15 protein-coding genes are annotated in these 14,801 nt (G+C 43.0%); 13 read left to right on the forward strand and 2 right to left on the reverse strand.

All coding sequences use genetic code 11. The features are described from left to right. Nucleotides 1-2: 2 nt before the first annotated feature. From L2755_RS07595 to L2755_RS07625, 7 genes are all read left to right on the forward strand, one after another. On the forward strand, nucleotides 3-1,262 hold the full coding sequence (locus L2755_RS07595; protein ID WP_283102752.1) for a TonB-dependent receptor domain-containing protein: 1,260 nt from the start codon (nucleotides 3-5) through the stop codon (nucleotides 1,260-1,262). A gap of 1,153 nt (nucleotides 1,263-2,415) precedes the next feature. Continuing rightward, complete coding sequence (locus tag L2755_RS07600; RefSeq protein ID WP_248980080.1) at nucleotides 2,416-3,198, forward strand: DUF3450 domain-containing protein; 783 nt, start codon at nucleotides 2,416-2,418, stop codon at nucleotides 3,196-3,198. Continuing rightward, complete coding sequence (locus L2755_RS07605) at nucleotides 3,198-4,553, forward strand: MotA/TolQ/ExbB proton channel family protein (RefSeq protein ID WP_248980081.1); 1,356 nt, start codon at nucleotides 3,198-3,200, stop codon at nucleotides 4,551-4,553. The genes L2755_RS07600 and L2755_RS07605 overlap by 1 nt, the downstream gene beginning before the upstream one ends. Next, nucleotides 4,553-5,077 carry a MotA/TolQ/ExbB proton channel family protein gene (locus tag L2755_RS07610; RefSeq protein ID WP_248980082.1) on the forward strand — a complete coding sequence of 175 codons (525 nt, stop codon included), beginning with the start codon at nucleotides 4,553-4,555 and terminating at the stop codon, nucleotides 5,075-5,077. Before L2755_RS07605 ends, L2755_RS07610 begins: the two co-directional genes overlap by 1 nt. A gap of 13 nt (nucleotides 5,078-5,090) precedes the next feature. Further along, on the forward strand, nucleotides 5,091-5,495 hold the full coding sequence (locus L2755_RS07615; protein ID WP_248980083.1) for an ExbD/TolR family protein: 405 nt from the start codon (nucleotides 5,091-5,093) through the stop codon (nucleotides 5,493-5,495). 1 nt (nucleotide 5,496) lies between these two features. Beyond that, the gene (locus L2755_RS07620) at nucleotides 5,497-6,117 is read left to right on the forward strand and encodes an energy transducer TonB (RefSeq protein WP_248980084.1); all 621 of its coding nucleotides are present in this window, start codon (nucleotides 5,497-5,499) and stop codon (nucleotides 6,115-6,117) included. A 2-nt stretch (nucleotides 6,118-6,119) separates the two neighbouring features. Further along, nucleotides 6,120-7,367, forward strand: coding sequence for a tetratricopeptide repeat protein (locus L2755_RS07625; protein WP_248980085.1), 1,248 nt, complete (start codon nucleotides 6,120-6,122; stop codon nucleotides 7,365-7,367). Nucleotides 7,368-7,509: 142 nt separating this feature from the next. Here L2755_RS07625 and L2755_RS07630 read toward each other — a convergent pair whose 3' ends face one another. Then, nucleotides 7,510-8,016 (reverse strand): diguanylate cyclase domain-containing protein, encoded by a 507-nt coding sequence (locus tag L2755_RS07630; RefSeq protein WP_248980086.1) that lies wholly within the window; start codon nucleotides 8,014-8,016, stop codon nucleotides 7,510-7,512. A 74-nt stretch (nucleotides 8,017-8,090) separates the two neighbouring features. Between L2755_RS07630 and L2755_RS07635 the strand changes: the two genes are divergently transcribed. The 6 genes from L2755_RS07635 to L2755_RS07660 all read left to right on the forward strand — a co-directional run bounded on the left by L2755_RS07635 (nucleotide 8,091) and on the right by L2755_RS07660 (nucleotide 13,773). Further along, complete coding sequence (locus L2755_RS07635) at nucleotides 8,091-9,914, forward strand: DUF885 domain-containing protein (RefSeq protein WP_248980087.1); 1,824 nt, start codon at nucleotides 8,091-8,093, stop codon at nucleotides 9,912-9,914. Nucleotides 9,915-10,022: 108 nt separating this feature from the next. Continuing rightward, nucleotides 10,023-10,301 carry a peptidylprolyl isomerase gene (locus tag L2755_RS07640; protein WP_248980088.1) on the forward strand — a complete coding sequence of 93 codons (279 nt, stop codon included), beginning with the start codon at nucleotides 10,023-10,025 and terminating at the stop codon, nucleotides 10,299-10,301. Between the two features lie 32 nt (nucleotides 10,302-10,333). Further along, on the forward strand, nucleotides 10,334-10,867 hold the full coding sequence (locus L2755_RS07645) for a GNAT family N-acetyltransferase (RefSeq protein WP_248980089.1): 534 nt from the start codon (nucleotides 10,334-10,336) through the stop codon (nucleotides 10,865-10,867). Between the two features lie 78 nt (nucleotides 10,868-10,945). Further along, on the forward strand, nucleotides 10,946-11,191 hold the full coding sequence (locus tag L2755_RS07650; RefSeq protein WP_248980090.1) for an RNA-binding S4 domain-containing protein: 246 nt from the start codon (nucleotides 10,946-10,948) through the stop codon (nucleotides 11,189-11,191). A 9-nt stretch (nucleotides 11,192-11,200) separates the two neighbouring features. Beyond that, nucleotides 11,201-11,587 carry a ribonuclease E inhibitor RraB gene (locus L2755_RS07655; RefSeq protein WP_248980091.1) on the forward strand — a complete coding sequence of 129 codons (387 nt, stop codon included), beginning with the start codon at nucleotides 11,201-11,203 and terminating at the stop codon, nucleotides 11,585-11,587. Between the two features lie 221 nt (nucleotides 11,588-11,808). Then, nucleotides 11,809-13,773 carry an NERD domain-containing protein kinase family protein gene (locus tag L2755_RS07660; protein ID WP_248980092.1) on the forward strand — a complete coding sequence of 655 codons (1,965 nt, stop codon included), beginning with the start codon at nucleotides 11,809-11,811 and terminating at the stop codon, nucleotides 13,771-13,773. Nucleotides 13,774-13,791: 18 nt separating this feature from the next. On the opposite strand, the gene gcvA is transcribed toward L2755_RS07660, so the two are convergent. Next, a complete protein-coding gene (gcvA, locus tag L2755_RS07665) occupies nucleotides 13,792-14,685 on the reverse strand; it encodes a transcriptional regulator GcvA (protein ID WP_248980093.1) in 894 nt (297 codons plus the stop codon). Between the last annotated feature and the right edge of the window lie 116 nt (nucleotides 14,686-14,801).

Below are 14,801 nucleotides of genomic sequence, written 5' to 3' on the forward strand. Positions count from 1 at the left end.
CTCTGCCTGCAGGCAATCGTACGACAGAGTGGGATACACTTTCAACTCAGTTAGTTGCTTCTAGTACAAACAAGTCAGAACCAACCTATGGCAAGCTGATCACTAAAGATATTTATATTGAAACATTATTGCCTCTTTTAGATACGTTAGAATTAGATTTAGCAGCACGATATGGTGATCATTCAATTACTGGTGGTGACGTTACTTGGGATGCTGGTATTAAATATTCGCCATTTGATACATTTAGCTTGAGGGCATCTGCTGCGACAGCAATTAGAACACCTAATATTTCTGATTTATATGGCGGTAGAGGTGAAACTTTTGCTGCTGTAGCGGATCCGTGTAGTGGTGTTAGCGCAACGACCACAGGTAATGTTGCTGATAACTGCCGAATAATTTCTTCTATCAATGACCGAATTGTTAAAGATGGTAATTTTGAGCTAACTCAGGCGGAGAAGCAGGGGACTGGCGGAACGACAGGTGGTAGTGCAAATGTTAAAGCTGAAACCGCTGAAACATATAGTGTTGGTGCAATCTGGCAAGTAATCGATGATCTATCAATTACTGTCGATTATTACAATGTTGCTATTGATGATGCGATTACTAGCACTAGTCGTTCAACTGTAATGAGACGTTGTTTCGAAGTTTCAGCTACAGATTTTGATCCAACTTGTGCTGGCGCTTCTGTTCGTAACGAAGATGGTGCCCTGACATCAGTAGATTCTGGAACTGGAAACGAGAACCAGATTGATACTTCAGGTATTGATACTGATATTACCTATAGCATGGACCTCGGTCCTGGTACTTTTAGAACTCAACTCGTTTGGACCTACACGATTGAATATGTAATTGCAGGTATCGAGAGCGGAGAAACCGTTGACTATGTAGGCGAAGTTTTGACACCTGAACATCGCGCTAACCTTAACCTTTCATATGGAATCGACGACTTTAATTTCGCATGGCGTATGCGCTATTGGGATGAAGCTGTTGATTCAATCAACGGTGAAAACTTTAACTTTTACTCTGGCGAACCGTTGACTGTTGGTAATGAAATCGATGCTGTTGTTTACCATGACATTAATGCTCGTTATAACTTTAGTAACGGTATTGAAGCGTTCGTAGGTGTTAAAAACTTATTTGATAAGCAGCCACCATTACTACCGCAGGGTACAGTAAACGGAGGTACAGGCATTAATACAGCTTCAGAAGCCTATGATGTAACTGGTCGTTACTTTTATGCTGGTGTTAACTTCAAGTTCTAACCATTAGAATAAGTAGTTCTTTCATACAATTTAATTAAGAAAAGCTAGCATCCCAAGATGCTAGCTTTTTTGTTTGCCCTGCAAAGCAGGCAACCCCAAAGGCTTGAAAGAAAGCAGTATCACCCTGACTAAAGGGAAAATGATCCGAATGGCACCAACAGTAGGCTCCTTAAGAGAGGGCGTGACGGGCTAACGATGGGGTCTGAAGGAAGCCATAGAAAATAAGGTGTAGCACATCGTAGTGATGATAGTTTATCTCGATTAATGCTAAATATGTACAGCTCTAGTGCTTTCGTAAGCCGCTTAAACGCTGTGGGGGCAAGTAATCATTAGGCAGGTTTGAGTGTATATTGCAGCCTTTAAGCATACCGCGACTTTTATTAGTCGCTTTTCATTGGCAGCAGTTTTGTGCTGAATTTAAACTCACTAATGAACATAATTCCTATGCAATGCTGAGGTGGATCTCTGTTGATATTGACTTGGCTTGTCACCCATAGGACTGAGGGGGCTTGATGTTACTATTGGATATGAATGAGCTTTTTAACGTCGGTTCCTGCCTAAAGAAAAAGAATTTTGTTTACTTTTATTTTGAGTTCAGCCTATTGAAAATAAGGGGCAGTGTACTGATAAATATGGAGTTTATTCAAAAACGGTCTCATGATACTAAAAGCGTTAGTTCATTATGTTATAGGGTAGTTGATTGTTTTTAGCCCCCTTTGAGCAGGGAACGGTAGTAAGGCTGTTAATTTTCGCACCTTACAATGTTAACGATTTGTTAACTTCGCGTCGTTTGGGTCTGCTTATTTATTGACTTTATTTACAGTGAGTTATGATGGTTTTAGTCTCCCTCTTTTCATTTTATCATCAATTTATATTACATGAAGTTCTAAAAAACAGCGCTCTTGATTCTTTTCTAGTCTTTAAGCTCGTTTTTCACAAGTTTTAGCCGATTCCAAATGTTGACACAGGTCAACATTTTGTGAAATGATGCCAGCGGGTCTACACCCTCGAAGGTGTAGAAAAGGGAAGATAATAATTAACAATCACAATAGAAAGACGAGCTTAGGCACTGGGAACTAAAGCAGAATAAGCGTACGCACCCTGTTGTCGATAAGTTAAAGCTTTTTTAATCACTTCAAATTGGTTGGGAACTATGTCCAAGGTAAGCAATAAAACAAAAATCGCTACAGCGCTCATTGGCGCACTAGCCCTAGCAGGCAGTAACTTAGTGATTGCCGATCCTCTTTCTGATGTTCAGAAAGCTGACAGCAAAATTCACGCTGACGCGGCAACGTCTCAGAAGAAAGTTGATAAGTATTTTGACCAAGCTCAGGACATGTTGTTCGAGTATGGTTCAGTTGCTGATGAGCGTGAGTCACTAAAATCTTATAACGATTACGTAGCGGGCTTGGTTGCAGACCAAGAAGCTACCATGAAATCTATTCAAGGTGACATCAACGGTGTTGATGCATTACGTCAAGGCGTTGTGCCTTTGATGTTCAAAATGGTTGAGACCTTAGAGCAGTTTGTCGCTCTTGATCTTCCGTTTAACATGGAAACACGTGTTGCACGTGTCGAAAACCTTAAAACAATACTTAACAGTGCAGAAATAACGCTGGCTGAGAAGTATCGTCTAATTCTTGATGCATATTCAATTGAACGTGAATATGGCACTACACTTGCTGTTAAAACTGGCCAGCTACAACTAGATGGTAAAGACGTTTTAGTCGACTTCTTTAACTTCGGCCGCGTATCTTTATACGCCATGAGCTTGGATCAGAAGTCTGCTTGGATGTATAACGGCGACACTAAAGGTTGGGATCGATTAGAAGATAGTAATCTTCGCGAACTGACCAAAGGTATCCGAATTGCACGTAAACAGGGTGCTCCGGATCTATTCTCGTTACCAATTCCTGCTGCGGAGGCTGCACAATAATGAAAAAGTTTATAACTACAGCCATCGTTGCTGCGAGCCTGGTATTCACCGCGGGCTATGCAAACGCTGCAGATGCACCAAAGACAATCGATCAACTGCTTAACCAAGTAAAAGTTGACCGTGCGAATGCATCAAAGACAAATGTAAAGCGTGAGCAAGAGTTTAAAAATGAGCGTGGCGATAAAGCTGCATTGTTAAAGCGTGAGAAAAATGCATTAGCAACAGAGCGCCAACGTGGTAAAGATTTAAACCAAGCGTTTTTGGATAACGAACGTAAAATCGGTCAGTTAGAAGAAGACTTAAAAACAGCTCAAGGTGACTTGGGTGAGATGTTTGGTGTTGTTAAAGGTGATGCGGGTGACTTTGCGGGTAAGCTAGCAGGTTCAAACATTTCTGCACAATACCCTGGTCGTGATGTGTTTATCGCTGAGCTTGGCGCACGTAAGCAGTTACCAAAAATCGACGAGTTAGAGCGTTTCTGGGAAGAGCAGCTGTTTGAAATGGCTGAATCTGGAAAGGTCGTTAATTTTGAAGGTTCTGTCACTGCAATCGACGGTAGCGTTCACAACACTACGATTACTCGTATTGGTGCATATAACCTTCTAGCCGATGGCAAATATGTTGTATTTAACGCTGACTTGAGTCTAATTCAGGAGCTTTCACAGCAACCTGGTGGTTATCAAGTTAAATCAGCCGCAAATTTTCAAGATACCACTTCAGGTACTCCAAGTGTTTATATTGACCCTGTTCGAGGCGTATTGCTAAATATCTTTACCCAAAAAGCAACGATTGAAGAACGTATTGAAGCGGGTGGAACGATTGGTTATATCATTATCGTGTTACTTATTCTCGGTGCTCTTATCTCTATCGAGCGTCTAATTACGCTAGGTGTAGTGGGTGCTAAAGTTAAGGCTCAACGTAAGAATGTTGAAAACCCAGGTAACAACGCATTAGGTCGTGTACTTAAAGCTTACCAGGACAACAAAGACGTTGATGTTGAAACGCTAGAGCTGAAACTTGATGAAGCCATTCTGAAAGAAACACCAGCACTTGAGACTCGTATTTCTATCATCAAGGTTTTAGCGGCTATCGCACCTATGATGGGTCTACTCGGTACCGTAACCGGTATGATTGCAACCTTCCAAAGCATTCAGTTGTTTGGTACGGGTGATCCTAAGCTTATGGCTGGTGGTATCTCTATGGCACTGATGACGACGGTTCAAGGTCTAGTCGCTGCACTACCGCTAATGCTGATGCATGCAATTGTTATCGCACGCAGTAAATCAATTGTGCAGGTTCTTGAAGAGCAGAGCGCTGGTATTGTTGCTTCACACGCTGAGAAGAGGAAAGCCTAATGTTATTCCTGATGGATATCTGGGATTCCGTCAGGGGCTTCATGGCCTCCGGAGGCGACGTCCTCTGGCTGGTTGCGGCTGTATTGTTTGTCATGTGGGTATTGATGCTTGAACGTTACTGGTATCTTAATTGGATATCACCAAAGCAACATCAAGCAATTATTACCGCATGGGAAGCTCGAGAGGATTCAACCTCTTGGTACGCACACCGCATCCGTGAAGCTTGGGTATCCCAAGCGAAGCAAGATTTAACCGCTCGTATGCTGTTAATCAAAACCTTAGTTGCGATCTGTCCTATGATAGGTCTACTAGGTACCGTAACCGGTATGATTTCAGTATTCGATGTGATGGCAGTTCATGGGACGAGTAATGCTCGTATGATGGCAGCTGGTATTTCAATGGCAACCATGCCGACAATGGCAGGAATGGTTGCAGCATTATCGGGAGTATTTTTTAGTACTCGCCTTGATGCAAAAATGAAAATCAGTTTAGCGAAGCTAAAAGACAGCATGCCGCACCACTAGAGAGAGATTGAACATGGCACGTAGAAAGCATTCAAGCGTAGACGAAGAAGCAGAGATTGATATGACACCGATGCTCGACATCGTGTTTATCATGCTGATCTTCTTTATTGTAACAACCTCGTTTGTAAAGCCATCAGGCCTTGACTATAACAAGCCTGAAGCTTCACAAGCGACTAAGAAGCCTTCTGCTAACATCTTTATTGGTGTGAGCAAGACAGGTGTCATCATGATGGAAAACCGTCAAGTTGATATCGAACGTGTAACTGCAAACGTTGAACGTATGCTTGCAGAAGCACCAGAGGCTGCAGTATTAATTCAAGCAGACCAAGACGCTAAACACGGTTTAGTGGTTAAGGTTCTTGATAACGTTAAAGCTGCGGGTATCGATAAGATATCTGTATCGGCGGGGAACGATTAATATGCTGAGAGGAATAGTATCATTCATAATTGGTGGTGCTGTGACTTTTGCTTTGTTTGTCTTCATGGCATTTTTGGTAGGTGGCGGTCCAACCCGCCACGATGCTTCGACAGAATCACCTGTCATTGAAATAACCATGAACAAAGATGATGCAACAGCGCAGAAAAAGCCAAGGGTTAAGCCTAAACCGCCTACCCCGCCAGAGCAGCCGCCAAAACCGGATATTACGCCACCTGACAGTTCATCTGACATCGATACAAATATGTCATTTAACATGGGTGGAGTGAATGCCGGTGGAGCTAACACTGGATTTAAACTGGGTAACATGATGACACGCGATGGTGATGCTACGCCAATCGTGAGAATCGAACCTCAGTATCCAATAGCGGCAGCGCGAGATGGCAAAGAGGGCTGGGTACAGTTAAGCTTTTCTATTAATGCACTTGGTGGGGTTGAAGATGTAAAAGTCATCAAGGCCAAACCTAAGCGGATCTTCAATAAAGAAGCGCGTAGAGCACTGGAAAAGTGGAAATACAAGCCTAGAATTATTGACGGTAAGGCACAGAAAGTTACCGATCAAAAGGTTCAATTAGATTTCAGCTTAGATAAAGGAGGAAAGTAGCTATGCGTAAAGTAAATACTATCGCTGCTGCCTTGATACTTTGTCTCGGGGGAAGTGTCGCAATCGTACCTAGCGTATCTGCGGCAGAGAAATGCCCGATTGAAAAGCGTAAATCTAAAGCCGTTGGTCAGAGCGCAGCGAAGAAAGTACAGAAATCTTTTAAAGCTTATACAGAAGGTAATGTCGATGAAGCAATAACGATATTATTGGAAGCAAACGCTAAAAGTGATTTCGATAAAGCTTATATCGCACGTATGCTGGGTAACTTCTATGCCGAGAAAGGGCAGATGCAAACCGCGGTTAAGTACTTAAAAACAGCGGTAGAAGCAAACGTCCTTGGCGGTGTTGATCATGCTGGTACTCAAAAGCTTTATGCTGATCTCTTGATTCAAGAGAAGAAGTTTAAAGAATCAATTCCGGCTTATTACAGCTGGATGGAGTTTACCTGTAAGGAAGAAGCAAACGTATACCGTCGTATCGCGATTGCGTACTCTGAGCTGAAGCAGTGGGATAAAGTGCTTGAAGTTGCTGATAAAGGTTTAGCTATTTCTGAGAAGCCTGATAAAGGCTTGTACCAGATGAAGCTGACTGCTTATTTCAATAAAAAGGACTATAAGCAAGCTGTTAAAGTGCTTGAAACCATGGTGCCATTGTTTCAAGAAGACAAACGCCTTTGGGTGCAGTTAGCTCAGTTTTATTTGATGACTGAAGACTTCGATAAGTCGCTAGCCACTTATGATTTAGCTTATAAAAATGGATTTTTGGAATCTGCAAGTAACATTCAACGTTTAACGCAGTTACTCGCACAAAAAGGTTCGCCATATCGTGCGGCTCAAATCTATGCTAAGCATATTAAGTCTGGTTTGGTTAAAGAAGACGAGAAAACACTCAAAATGTTAGCTGGTTTTTATCATAACGCTAAGGAGCTGAAACAAGCTGCTGCGACTTATGGTAAGGCTGCTGCTATAGACAATAATGGTAAGCTTTACCTTCGCCAAGGGCGTATCCTGTCTTTGGATGGTAAAAGTAAGCCTGCTATTGCAGCGTTGAAGAAAGCACTCGATGCCGGAGTTAAGAGTCCTGGGGAAGTTCAGTTTGAACTGGCCTTGGCTTACCTTAATTTGAAGCAATACAAGAGCGCATACAAGTATGCGAAGCTTGCAGCTAAAGATAAGAAAACAGCTAGAGCTGCTAAGAGCTATGTGTCATATATTAAAGATAAAGCCCGCAATCACAATGTGACGCTTTAACTTTTTTGAGTGAAAAAAAGCCTCTTTTTAAGAGGCTTTTTTTATTTATAAGGTATTATTTTGTCGAGAATAACGCTTTAGTTAATCTTCATTAACCTAGATTTTATGGCTACTGTTGATTGCGGGAGTCTAATCTGCGGTGTTATAAGCTAACGAGCCTGTCATTAAACGCTTGGTTGTTGCGCATCCTTAAGCTTTGTTGCTCTACCGTTTCAAACAGTGTCTCTAGGTACACGTTCGAAGATGGATAGCAAATACATCCGGTCAGCTCATATGATATTTCTGCATGTGTTTCTTGCTGGTAAGTTTTGTTGAAATCTGCGATTCTGTTCTCCACTCTATCGATAACAATCTTAGTACCCGACGCATCCGTTTCAAAGATCCCCAAGGCAAAAGACTGATTATCCAGCCTCGCGAGCAAGTCGCTGGTTCGCATCAAGGCATCTTGGACTTGCTTCATGAATAATTCTAACAATTGAGGTTGAGAAATAGTTCCATGAATGTGCGGGCATAGATACAATAAGGCCAGACTTTGGTGATCACGTATATGGCGATGCCATTCACGATTGAATACTTCCATAAAATAGGTTTGGTTATACACACCTGTTTCTGGATCTCTAAAACCAGAATTACTAAAAGAGTAAATCATGAGTCACTCCTATAAGACTTAAGGTTAAGTATAGAAAAGATCGCTCACTTACATTGAATAAAAGGAAGATTAGAATGAAAAAGGCGATAGTCGCATTGTCTATTAGCATGGTACTCGGTATGGCGGGTTGTGGTGATAAAGTAAATACTCAATTAAAAGAAGCTGATACGGCAAAGAGTGCACCGTTAGGTCAGGAACAAACCGTAGAGCAAACTTATCTAGCGTTGGTCGATAATTATTTTAAAGACCAGCTGGCGCTTGAGCCTATCTACGCGACATTCGTTGGCGTTAATGACTACAACGATGAATTTGGTGATGGATTATCTGACGATTACTTGAAACAGCGTCATAATTTGAATAAGCGCTATTTGAGTGACGTTAAAAAGATCGACCGCAGCAAATTGTCAAAAGATTTAAAACTCAGTTATGACATGTTCACCTATGACCGTAATGTCGCCATGGCGGATGAAACTTTCCCTAACCACTTTATGCCGATGAATCAGTTTTACAGTACTATTATTAGCATGGTCCAGCTGGGAAGTGGTGAAAGTGCGCAACCTTTCAACACCGTAGAAGATTACCAAAACTGGGAGAAACGTCTGCAAGGTTTCATCGAGTGGATGAAATTTGCCCAGGTGCGTATGGATGAGGGCATTGAGAGTAAGGTCGTGCTCCCAAGAGTGTTAGTCGATCGAATTATTCCACAATTAACGGCTCAATTAGTCACCAAGCCAGAAGATAGCTTGTTCTATACCCCTATCAATTTATTGCCAGAGTCAATTTCTGCTGCAGATAAAGCAGTACTTACAACTGAATATAAACAACTGATTTCTGATCAGCTGCTACCTGAATTAACAGCATTACGCGATTACTTTCAAAATACTTACCTTAAATCTGCTCGTGCAAGCGACGGTTGGTGGGGCTTACCCAATGGTAAGGTGTGGTATCAGCATCTAGCGAATTCTCACACCACAACGACTATGCCTGTAGATGAGATCCACAAAATTGGATTGGTTGAGGTTGCACGTATACTGTCTGAAATGGATAAAGTACGTCAGCAAGTGGCTTTTAAAGGTGATTTAACGGCATTCTTTGCCTCGCTATCTTCAGAGCCTCAGTATTTCTTTGATAACCGTCAGGGGCTTATTGATGGTTACATGTTGCTAAAAGATAAAATCAACCTTGAGTTACCTAAGTATTTCAATGTCATGCCAAAGGCCGATTACATCGTCAAGCCCGTAGAAAGTTTTAGAGAGCAATCGGCCGCGGGTGCATCCTACGAATCTCCAGCTGTTGACGGTTCACGCCCAGGGGTATTTTATATCAATACTTACAACCTCAAGGCTCAACCAAAGTGGGGGACGACGACGTTATCATTGCATGAAGCGGCCCCAGGACATCACTTCCAGATCGCAATTAAGCAAGAGTTAACCGGCGTACCTGAATTCCAGCGTTTTGGCAACTACACGGCATTCGAAGAGGGTTGGGCGTTATACGCTGAGTATCTAGGCATCGAGATGGGACTATTCAACGACCCGTATCAGTATTTTGGAAAGTTGTCAGACGAGATGTTACGTGCAATGCGTTTGGTGGTTGATACTGGACTGCACGCAAAAGGCTGGACGCGAGAGCAAGCGATTCAGTATATGAAAGACAACTCACCCATGGCTGAGTCTGACATCGTTGCTGAAGTCGAACGTTATATGGCTATTCCTGGTCAGGCCTTATCTTATAAAGTCGGTCAGTTAAAGATCCTGTCTTTACGTGCTCAAGCGGAAAAAGCGTTAGGCGATAAGTTTGACTTAAAGGCATTCCACGACCAAATATTAACCTCTGGCTCACTCCCTATGGAAGTGATGGAACTGAAAGTTAATGACTGGATAGCATCGCAACAATAGAATCTGCCACAGATAACCCCGCTGGAATATCCGCTAATATTTGGGATATACTAGCGGGGTTTAATTTTGCCAAATGGGCAATCATTTTTAATTTATAGGAGTTACTCCATGGTACAAGCAACAGCAAGACATCTACTCGTAGATACAGAGCAGCAGTGTGAAGCGCTAAAACAACAGATCCTTGATGGTGCTGATTTTGCTGATGTCGCTAAAGCAAACTCGTCTTGCCCATCTTCTGCCCAAGGTGGTGATTTAGGTTCATTTGGACCTGGTATGATGGTTAAAGAGTTTGATGAAGTGGTTTTTAATGCACCTTTGAATGAAGTTCAAGGTCCTGTTAAAACTCAGTTTGGCTACCACTTGTTAGAAGTCACTAGCAGAGGCTAATTGCCTGGTGGCGATTTTAAGTAGGACATAACATGCTCGAACTGTATTCCGATAGATTAAGGTTAAGAACGCTCAGACCAAGTGATTGGGATAACTTTTTATATACTCATCTCAGCGAAGAGTTGAATAAATATGTTCGAAAACCCCAAGCCGAAATCGTAATACGAGAAAAGTTCGAGCGTGCACTTATCCCTAATGATCTTGCTGAAGATGATCGATTATTAGTGATAGTGGAAGAGGTTCACCAGCATGATTTCGTCGGTTTTATGAGTTTACATCATTCAGATGAATCTGTAGGTCGGTACGAAGTTGGCTATATGCTCCATGGTGATGCTCAGGGTCGAGGTTTTGCCAGTGAAGCATTAACAACGCTCATTGATTGGTTATGTATTGCGCATCATCCCCACAAACTCATCGCATTTTGTGCCGACGAAAATATCGCATCGTCAAGAGTGTTGGAAAAATGTGGTTTTATTCAGGAAGGTCTATTGAGGCAAAACTGGAAAGTGGGCGAAAACTGGTTGGACGAACGGCTTTATGGCCTACTCATGGCAGAAAGAGCTTAGTCACTCGATAAAGCGTACGCTCCCTTGATGATTTGAGTGTTATAATGGGGTCGTTTAGTAAATTAAAGGCGAATTAACGTGAGTTCAGATACTCCAACGCTGACATTAAAGTCAGGTGAAGAATATATCGAGTTATACAAAGTATTAAAAGTTCAAGGAATGATAAGCGGTGGCGGAGAGGCCAAGCACATTATTTCTGAAGGTAAAGTTACGGTTAACGGCGAAGTTGAGACCCGTAAACGTAAAAAAGTGATTGCGGGCGAAGTGGTCAGCTTTAATGACGAATCTGTGCAGATTATTGCTGCATCCGCAGAAAGCGAATAGAGGGTTAATATGCAGTTCCCAGATGATGATAACGGCAAGATGCTCCAAGCGATGGTTGATGCAGGTATCGATTTATCGGTTGCACTCGATGTCGACTTTTTCTTGGTCTTTGAAGATCAACGCGATGCGGAGTCAGCAGTTGAAGAGCTTGCTAAGTCAGATCTAGAAGGCGAGATTGAGCTGCTCTTAAATGATGACTCAGGTAAGTGGGAAATTATTGTATGCCTCAATATGGTTCCAGCTTATGAGACGATTGTTGAGCAAGAGCTAAACCTGCATGAGTTTGCTCAAGAGTTTGGCGGCGTCACTGACGGGTGGGGCGTAATGCAGCACCAAGAGGGTGACGACGAGTTTGCTGATGACGATCATGAATGCAGTGCAGACTGTAAGCACTAATCGATCTGCTGTGTATTTCGATTGATGCCACTGCGTGGCGGTTTCATGGCTAAGACATGAGATGAGAATTATTTGATATTAAGCCGCCATTTGAGTGGCTTTTTTTATGTCTGTAATTCATCATGGCGGCAAGTTGTTTACATGACGATAACTTGGTTAACATGGGGGCTATTTCCAATTAGATGAGCCGGATAGGTCAATTGCCACAGAAGGAGAAAAGAATGGCAAGAATGATAAGTTTTGGCACGCCAGTCAATGATGCCGAGCGCTGGGCATTTTCATTGCTCGCAGATGAATTACCTGAAGATTATATTTTACTAACCAATGTAGAGATCCCCACTAAATCGGGTCAAGCCATGGAAGTTGATGCACTCGTTATTGGTGAGTGGGGCGTTTATGTCGTTGACGTTAAGGGCTATATTGGCCGATTGGATGCAGGACTACATGCTTGGTCGCTTGATGGCCGTGAAGTTGATAATAGCTTAGCAAAGGCGAACTATGTCGCTCGTGTATTGGCGGGTAACGTCAAGCATAGGATCCCTGTCGGTGTCTATGCCCCCTGGTGCCAAGGTATGGTGTTTATTACTGGCCGTAAAGGTGAAGAGATTGAGCTTGAAAAACATCAAGGCTCTTTAAGTATCTACACGCCGAAACAGATTGTGGCGGCGCTAACCAAAGAGTGGGGACTCACTGCACCGAGAAAGCATCCAGTCACCAATGCCCAAAAAGAACTGGTACTGGAAACCATTGGGCAGGTGGCTATCGTTGAGCAGCGAAATAACAAGATCCAAGATTTCACCAAGCTCAAATGCCTGTTTATTCAAAGTGGATTAGAGGTCTGGCAAGCCGAATATAATCCAGGTGAGTGGACCGCTCCCTGGCTGTTAAAAGTATTAATCCCCACTCAGTTCGACGATAGTAGCCAATCTGAAGCCCATGAAACCCAACTTAGAACCGAGTTTCAACGCCTACAAGCATTATCTGGCTGCAGTGGTGTGCCATATTGCGCACCGTTAATACAAGATGGGGAGCAACTCGTGTTGCCTATCCGCATGCCGCGTGGCGTGCCGCTCAATGTGCTCGAGTCGGAGCAAATGACCACTTATCAGCTGTTAGAAATACTGCGCCGAAGTGTATCGGGCTTGCAGCAGATCCATCGTCGTGGCTATACGGTCAGTGGCTGGACCAGTAACTGTATTTTTGTCTCTGACATGGGCGATGTCGAATTTATTGATATCAAAGATACATTAAGCGTTAGCAATGATATCAAAGCCTATGCGCAAGGCTTCTTAGCAATCGCAGAACAAACTAAGCAACCTCGTGTTTTTCAATGGTATCGCGCCGCTATAGCGGGTGAAACCAATGATTTGGATGCACTGCGCTGCGACCTTTCTGCATTGATCGACCAAGGTGTTTGCGATACGGTGCCTGAAAGAATAGAGTTAACTAAAGGCGCTGTCATTGATCATCATTTTGAGTTGCTGCAATTTATAGCGGCCACCCAAACCAGTCAGTTTTGGCGTGCGAAACACTTGCAAGGGCAGTATCAGTGCGGCGTATCGATTTATAGTGGTGTTGAAGCCAACTGGCCAACGTTAAGCAATACTTATCGCAGTCTGGCGAAACTTTTTCATCCTCATATCGAAAAGGTACTCGCCTTTGGGCAATTGCCACAAACTGAAGAGCTGTTTATTGCCAGAGCATGGGAGTACGGCGTCTCTATTGATGAGTTACCAGCAATAGAAATGGGTCAACCGATGAAATGGTTTACTCAGTTACTTACTGGTCTGCAATACATGCATCAAATGGATATTTACCATGGTGCTATTTGTCCAAAGAACATCATCTGTAACCCTAATAAGGCAATTTTGGTTAATTTTGGCATAGGCCTCGATATTGCCGCCAGTCATTACGCCAGCCAATATGCTGATCCAACGCTGTGGGATGTTGAAGGGCAGGCTGAGAAGGATCTCTATGGATTAGTGGCAAGCTTTGTTGATGCCTTAGCGCCAGAAAGTGCTAAAGGTGACTTAGGGCAAGCAGATATTATCCAGGCACTAACAGCATTCGATCGTGAATGGTTTGGCGAGGCACTGTTTGATGCTTGCCTTAAAGTGCTCCGGTTTGAACTTGCTGTGGAACCTGGCCTGAGTTACTTAGCGCTGTTTGACTTAGCAGAGCCATAAGTCGATTAAATAGCACATCTATGACGTCTCTCTATAGGGGCTAAATAGTTCGAGTAACCAATCAATATAAGATTGTACCTTTAACGATAGGTTGCTCGATTTAGGTGTTAAGAGATAATAGCTGTAAGGACTAGTGAACTTCGCTTCAAAGGGGATCACTAGTTTTCCTGTTTTAAGCTCATCTTCAATAAAGAATCGTGGAATAAGTGCCACCCCCATTCCACTCGCAGCCGCTTGGCTCAGCATGTAAAAGTGTTCTACACCAAATTTATTTTCTGTTGTCAGTTTTATACCCACATCTTCAGCCCAAAGCTGCCAAAGATCAGGGCGTGTCGTATGCTTAAGCAGTGTCATTTGGTTGATTGATTCCAATGACGTTAGCTGTCGGCTTAATTCTGGCGAACACACCAGACAAAGATCTTCATCCATCAACTTCATTACATTGACCCCTTTTGGCACTGAGGTGGCGCTTCGCACTGCGATGTCATATTTGGCGTTGTTGAAATCAACCTCAAAGTCGCCAATGGATAGATCAACATAAAGATGGGGAAATCGAGATTTAAACTCCTCCATACGTGGAATGAGCCAACTAATGGTCAAGCTAGGAAGCACGTTGATGGACAGGGTTTGCGTGCGTAGTGGATGATCAATTAAGTCAGCGGTGGCGTTATTGATCGTCTGTAATGCTGATTGGACATTAATAAAGTATCTTTCACCCTCATCGGTGAGTTTTAGGCTTCGGTGTTGGCGCACAAAAAGTGGCGTAGCCAGATACTCTTCTAATATTCTAACCTGCTTGCTGATAGCGCCATGAGTCACAAATAGTTCTTTACTAGCAAGAGTAAAACTCAATAATCGAGCCGCTGCTTCAAAAGCGCGTAGCGGATTAAGTGGCGGAAGATGAGCGTACATGAGTGATGCCTTGTTGGTTTTAGTCCCAGTTTACGTGTGAGTTTATCTCACGCAGGGAATACCATAACTCCTTTGTGTTTTAACTGCAAACCTCGTTTAATAGCGTTACTTTACTT

It is taken from the genome of Shewanella abyssi (genome assembly GCF_023284025.1).
Lineage (GTDB): Bacteria > Pseudomonadota > Gammaproteobacteria > Enterobacterales > Shewanellaceae > Shewanella > Shewanella abyssi.

Bases quoted from the DNA above. Each gene is read 5' to 3' on its own strand.
- L2755_RS07645 (WP_248980089.1), top strand. From the start codon at position 10,334: ATGCTCGAACTGTATTCCGATAGATTAAGGTTAAGAACGCTCAGACCA.
- L2755_RS07635 (WP_248980087.1), top strand. From the start codon at position 8,091: ATGAAAAAGGCGATAGTCGCATTGTCTATTAGCATGGTACTCGGTATG.
- gcvA (WP_248980093.1), bottom strand. From the start codon at position 14,685: ATGTACGCTCATCTTCCGCCACTTAATCCGCTACGCGCTTTTGAAGCA.
- L2755_RS07600 (WP_248980080.1), top strand. From the start codon at position 2,416: ATGTCCAAGGTAAGCAATAAAACAAAAATCGCTACAGCGCTCATTGGC.
- L2755_RS07615 (WP_248980083.1), top strand. From the start codon at position 5,091: ATGGCACGTAGAAAGCATTCAAGCGTAGACGAAGAAGCAGAGATTGAT.
- L2755_RS07620 (WP_248980084.1), top strand. From the start codon at position 5,497: ATGCTGAGAGGAATAGTATCATTCATAATTGGTGGTGCTGTGACTTTT.
- L2755_RS07625 (WP_248980085.1), top strand. From the start codon at position 6,120: ATGCGTAAAGTAAATACTATCGCTGCTGCCTTGATACTTTGTCTCGGG.
- L2755_RS07630 (WP_248980086.1), bottom strand. From the start codon at position 8,016: ATGATTTACTCTTTTAGTAATTCTGGTTTTAGAGATCCAGAAACAGGT.
- L2755_RS07660 (WP_248980092.1), top strand. From the start codon at position 11,809: ATGGCAAGAATGATAAGTTTTGGCACGCCAGTCAATGATGCCGAGCGC.
- L2755_RS07605 (WP_248980081.1), top strand. From the start codon at position 3,198: ATGAAAAAGTTTATAACTACAGCCATCGTTGCTGCGAGCCTGGTATTC.
- L2755_RS07640 (WP_248980088.1), top strand. From the start codon at position 10,023: ATGGTACAAGCAACAGCAAGACATCTACTCGTAGATACAGAGCAGCAG.
- L2755_RS07655 (WP_248980091.1), top strand. From the start codon at position 11,201: ATGCAGTTCCCAGATGATGATAACGGCAAGATGCTCCAAGCGATGGTT.
- L2755_RS07610 (WP_248980082.1), top strand. From the start codon at position 4,553: ATGTTATTCCTGATGGATATCTGGGATTCCGTCAGGGGCTTCATGGCC.